The organism is Bradyrhizobium sp. P2_E8, assembly GCF_056403875.1.
Map to the genome: position 1 here is coordinate 1 of NZ_JBFUES010000484.1, position 5,568 is coordinate 5,568.

At 65.4% G+C, this 5,568-nt stretch carries 3 protein-coding genes and 1 pseudogene; all 4 read left to right on the top strand.

Annotation, left to right across the window (positions count from 1 at the left end; genetic code table 11):
• Positions 1–210: pseudogene (locus AC1D00_RS24275) on the top strand (acyl-CoA dehydrogenase family protein); the annotation flags it as partial.
• 64 nt (positions 211–274) lie between these two features.
• A complete protein-coding gene (locus AC1D00_RS24280) occupies positions 275–1,255 on the top strand; it encodes an amino acid--[acyl-carrier-protein] ligase (protein ID WP_477012391.1) in 981 nt (326 codons plus the stop codon).
• Positions 1,256–1,350: 95 nt separating this feature from the next.
• Entirely contained in the window at positions 1,351–2,226 is an 876-nt protein-coding gene (locus tag AC1D00_RS24285; RefSeq protein ID WP_477012392.1) for an acyl-CoA acyltransferase, read from the top strand.
• A gap of 290 nt (positions 2,227–2,516) precedes the next feature.
• Positions 2,517–5,384: a PAS-domain containing protein gene (locus AC1D00_RS24290; protein ID WP_477012393.1), complete on the top strand. Its 2,868-nt coding sequence runs from the start codon at positions 2,517–2,519 to the stop codon at positions 5,382–5,384.
• The last annotated feature ends 184 nt before the right edge of the window (positions 5,385–5,568 follow it).

Genomic DNA, 5,568 nt, shown 5'->3' on the forward strand with positions numbered 1-5,568 from the left:
GTGCAGGCTTCCGAACTCGCGGTCGAGACCGTGATGCATGCGATGCGCACCGCGGGCCTTTCCGGCTACCGCAACGACGGCGAATTCACCATGGGCCGTCACCTGCGCGACGTGCTGTCGTCGCCGATCATGATCAACAACGACCGTATTCTGGCCAACGCCGCGACCGCGACGCTGATGAGCGGCATTCCGGCGAGCCTTCGGGACTGACAAGCTTTCGAGACTGACGTGCCTTCGCCCAATAAGAACAATTTCAGATAGCAGGAAGTCGAATATGAACATTGCTGTTCTCCCCAACTCGCCTGACACCGCGCCGCAAATCTCGGATCCGCTCGATCATCTCGCCGACAAGCTGTTCCACAGCATGGGCTCGGACGGCGTCTATGCCCGCACCGCGCTCTATGAGGGCATCGTCGAGCGGCTCGCCGCGCTGATCACCAGCCATCGCGAAGCCGGCACCGAAGCGCTGCGCTTTCCACCGGTGATGAGCCGCGCCCAGCTCGAGAAGTCGGGCTATCTCAAGAGCTTTCCGAACCTGCTCGGCTGCGTCTGCGGCCTGCACGGCACCGAACGCGAGATCAACGCCGCGGTCAGCCGCTTCGACGCCGGCGGCGACTGGACCACGTCGCTCTCGCCGGCCGACCTCGTGCTGTCGCCGGCCGCCTGCTACCCCGTCTATCCGATCGCGGCGAGCCGCGGACCTTTGCCGAAGGGCGGCCTCCGCTTCGACGTCGCCGCGGACTGCTTCCGCCGCGAGCCGTCGAAACATCTCGACCGGCTGCAATCGTTCCGGATGCGCGAATATGTCTGCATCGGCACGCCCGATGACGTTTCCGATTTCCGCGAGTGCTGGATGGTGCGCGCGCAGGCGATCGCCAGCGATCTCGGCCTGACCTTCCGCGTCGACTATGCCAGCGATCCCTTCTTCGGCCGCGTCGGCCAGATGAAGGCGGTGAGCCAGAAGCAGCAGCAGCTCAAGTTCGAGCTCCTGATCCCGCTGCGCTCGGAAGAGCAGCCGACCGCCTGCATGAGCTTCAACTATCACCGCGAGCATTTCGGCACGACCTGGGGCATCCAGGACGCCAATGGCGAGCCGGCCCACACCGGCTGCGTCGCCTTCGGCATGGACAGGCTCGCGGTCGCGATGTTCCACACCCACGGCACAGACCTTTCGGCCTGGCCCGCCAAGGTGCGGGACATCCTCGGCCTGCAGCCGCATGTCGCGGCCGATGCCCATGGCGAGGGCTGGCGCTAGAGCATGAYCCGGAAAAGTGCGAAGCGGTTTTCCGAAAAGATCATGCTTAGACGATCGACCAAACGAGGCCTGCCATTTCCACGGGTAAGACGAGCGTGATCCACACCAAGGTCAGATGCCGCGAGATCACCGAGGCCGACGTCGATGCGGTCGCGGACCTGCTGACGCGCGGCTTCGTCGGCCGCTCGCGCAATTACTGGATGCAGGGCCTGCGCCGGCAGGCCTTCCGGCCCGTGCCGGAGGGCTATCCGCGCTTCGGCTACATGCTCGACAATGACGGCACGCCGGTCGGCGTGCTGCTGCTGATCTACACGGCACGAAAGGACTGCGAAGAGACCGCGATCCAGTGCAATTTGTCGAGCTGGTATGTCGATCCGGCCTATCGCAACTACGCCCCGCTGCTGACCAAGATCGCGCAGCGGCACAAGGACGTGACCTATCTCAACATCAGCCCGGCGCCTTGGACCTGGCCTATCATCGAGACGCAGGGCTTTCGCGCCTATTGCCGCGGCATATTCTTTTCGGTGCCTGCGTTCGCGCGGGCCCCGCGCTGGAGCAAGATCGAAGTCGTCTCGCAGCACGCCAAGACGATCGAGGGACTTTCCGAGGCCGAGACCGAACTGCTGACGCGGCATGCGCGCTACAACTGCCTCAGCCTCGTCTGCCGCACGCCGCAGGGAACCTTCCCCTTCATCCTGCAACCGGTGCGCATCCGCCGCGGCTTCATCGCGCCGCCCGCGATGAAGCTGATCTACTGCCGCAGCGCCGCCGAGTACGCCGCCTGCGCAGGCCGCATCGGCCGGCTGCTGCTGCGGCTCGGCAAGATCTCGGTGGCTCTCGATGCCAACGGCCCCGTTCCCGGCCTCGTCGGTATTTATACTGAGCAGCGTGGCCGCAAATATTTCAAGGGCCCGCACCAGCCGCAGCTCGCCGATCTCACCGACACGGAACTCGTGCTCTACGGGCCGTAGGAGATCGATCCGTCCCTGTAGCCCGGATGAGCGTAGCGACATGCGGGAACGACTGCCCCGGATATCGCTGCGCTTATCCGGGCTACGGGACTGAGATTTGTCGCGCGCTTCCGCCCAACTCTAGCTTGCAGCTACCTTCGCACTCGCGCGCTCGCCTCACGCACTCTCTCCATCGCCAGTCACCCTCCGTAAACTACTGCGCTTAAGGGAATTTTCCGGGGTCTTCGTTACCCTCGGTGCTCGAATTACGCTGCGTTAAGTCGATTGCCCGCCGAGATCACGCCGACCCCATGACGTCGACCTGCGATAACGAGCTTGGTGCACGCCGCGAGCAGGGCCCGGAGGCCCTGGTCGCGCTGAGCCAGCTTGCGCTCGACCACATGGAGCAGGGCGTTTGCGTCTACGATGCCGACAACCGGATCGTGCTGGTCAACCAGCGTTACCTCAGCCTGTTCGACATGTCGGCCGATGTCGTGCGGGTGGGCACGAGCTATCGCGAGGTGCTCGCGCACAGCGCGACGCGTGGGAATTTTCCGGAAAGCGAGCTCGACACGCTGTATTCGACGCGGATCGCGCAAATCGCAGGCGGCAAGCCGTTCCGTACCGAGCAACGGCTGTCGACTGGCCTCGTCATGGCACTCGAGCTGAAGCCGCTTCCCGGCGGCGGCTGGATGACGATCTGCGACGACGTCAGCCGCCTCGCCCGGCTCGAGGCGGAATTGCGCGTGCAGACCGAACGCAGCCAGCATGCGCTCGCCAACATGTCGCACGGCCTCATCATGTATGACGCCGACAGCCGCCTCGTCGTCTGCAACGAACGCTTCCTGAACCTCTACAACCTCGACCCCGAAATCGTGAAGCCGGGCGTCACGCACAGCGCGGCCATCGAACACTGGCTCTCGCGCGGCAATACGCCGGGCATGTCGGCCGACGAATTCCGCGACACCAGGCTCGAGGACGTGCGCGGCCAGAAGGCGAAGACGCTGCTGGTGATGCGCTACGACGGGCGGATGGTGCAGGCGGTCTCCCGCTTCCTGCCCGACGGCGGCTGGGTGACGGTGCACGAAGACGTCACCGAACGGCTGAAATACGAGGAGACGCTGAGGCAGCAGAACTTCATCCTCGACGCGGCGATGGAGAACATGGCGCACGGGCTCGCCTTCTACGACAGCGACATGCGCCTGCGCGTCTGCAACACCACCTACCGCAAGATCTACTGGCTGTMGCCGGAGGAAACCAGGCCCGGCACGCATCTCGGCGAGCTGATCGAACGATCGATGGCGAACGGCGCGTTCGCTTCGGAATACAGCCCGCAACAGCTCCTGGAAGCCGCCAGCGCGCGGATCGCGAACCGCGATTCCTCGCCGATGCGCCGGCGCATGACGAACGACACCGTGATCTCGGTGCGCTATTGCGCCCTGGCCGAGGGCGGCTTCGTCGCCACCTACGAGGACATCACCGAGCGCGAGCGCGCGATCGAGGAGCTGAGCGAGCAGTATCGCCGCTTCGACGCGGCGCTGAACAACATGAGTCAGGGCCTGTGCATGCTCGATTCGAGCCTGCGCGTGATCGTCTGCAACCGCCGCTATATCGAGATGTACGGGCTATCGCCCGACGTTGTGAAGCCGGGCATTTCGATGCGCGAGATCATGGATCACAGCTGCGAGCTCGGCATCCATCCGAACACGACCGGCGCCAGGCTCTACGCCGACTATGTCGAAAGGCTGCGCGAGGGCGAGCACACGTTGCACCGCCATTTGAGCGACGGCCGTATCATCAAGCTCAACCACAAACGGATGGAGCTTGGCGGCTGGGTCGTCACCTATGAGGACGTCACCGAGCGCCACAAGGCCCAGGCCCGCGTTGCGCACATGGCCCGGCACGATTCACTCACCGACCTGCCCAACCGCACGCTGTTCCGCGAGAAGATGGGCGAGGGACTGAACCAGGTCGCGATCGCCGGCGGCGCCATGGCGGTGCTGTGCTTCGACCTCGACAATTTCAAGACCGTCAACGACAGGCTTGGCCATGCCGCCGGCGATCGCCTGCTGCGCTGGGTCGCCGCGCGCCTGAAGGAGAATGTCGGCGAGCACGACACCGTCGCGCGCCTCGGCGGCGACGAGTTCGCCGTTCTCCAGCGCGGCCCGCAGCCACAGTCGGCCGAAAAGCTCGCCCGCCGCCTGGTCGAGATCATCGGCCACCCGCCGCCGCTGGAAAGCCAGTCGATCCATGTCGGCGCCTCCGTCGGTATCGCAATCGCGCCCGATCACGGGCTCGATGCCGACGAGCTGATGAAATGCGCCGACCTCGCGCTGTACCAGGCCAAGGCCAGGGGGCGCGGCGCCTATCAGCTGTTCGAACCCGAGATGGAGGAAGAGGCCCGCAGCCGGCACGCGCTGGAGCACGATCTGCGCGGCGCACTGGAGGCGCGTGAATTCCACCTGGTGTTCCAGCCGCAGGTGCGGCTCGACTCCTCCGAGCTCACCGGCTTCGAGGCGCTGCTGCGCTGGAAGCATCCCTCGCGCGGCTTCGTCTCGCCGGCCGAGTTCATTCCGATCGCCGAAGAGAACGGGCTGATCGTGCCGATCGGCGAATGGGTGCTGCGCACGGCCTGCGCGACCGCGGCGTCCTGGCCCGATGTCACGGTCGCGGTGAACCTGTCGCCGGTGCAGTTCCGCTCGCGCGGGCTGGCGGCGATGGTCACGAGCGCGCTCGCGGAGGCCGGCCTGCCGCCGCAGCGGCTCGAACTGGAGGTCACCGAGACCGCACTGCTCGACGACAGCGAGGCGACGATCGAGATCTTGCACCAGCTTCGCGCACTCGGCGTGCGCGTCAGCCTCGATGATTTCGGCGTCGGCTATTCCTCGCTGAGCTATCTGCGCAAGTTTCCGTTCGACCGCATCAAGATAGACCGCTCCTTCGTCGGCACGCTCGGCGAAAGCCCGGAGAGCGTCGCCATCGTCCGCACCATCGCGAGCCTCGGCTCCGTGCTCGGCGTCGAGACCACGGCTGAGGGTGTGGAGACCGAGGAGCAGCTCGACTTCGTGCGCGAATGCGGCTGCACCGCGGTGCAGGGCTATTACTTCGGCAGACCGTGCCCGGCGACCGAGGTCGGGCGCACCATCGAGACGCTGAACGCGGTTCGCCGCGTGGCGTAAGGCTGCTGCATGATCAATCCTCGCCGGTTCCTTCGAGTCGATCACGCAGAGCGTTGAGCACCCGGTGGGCGATCTCGACCTCCTTCACTGACAGCCCATCCGACAGGCCGTTGACCCACGGGACCTGCAGGCGGCCAGCCGCATCGTAGATCTGCCTGCCCTTTTCAGTGAGCACCACAAGCTT

Coding starts and splice junctions, on each gene's coding strand:
- AC1D00_RS24280 (WP_477012391.1), top strand. CDS start 275: ATGAACATTGCTGTTCTCCCCAACTCGCCTGACACCGCGCCGCAAATC.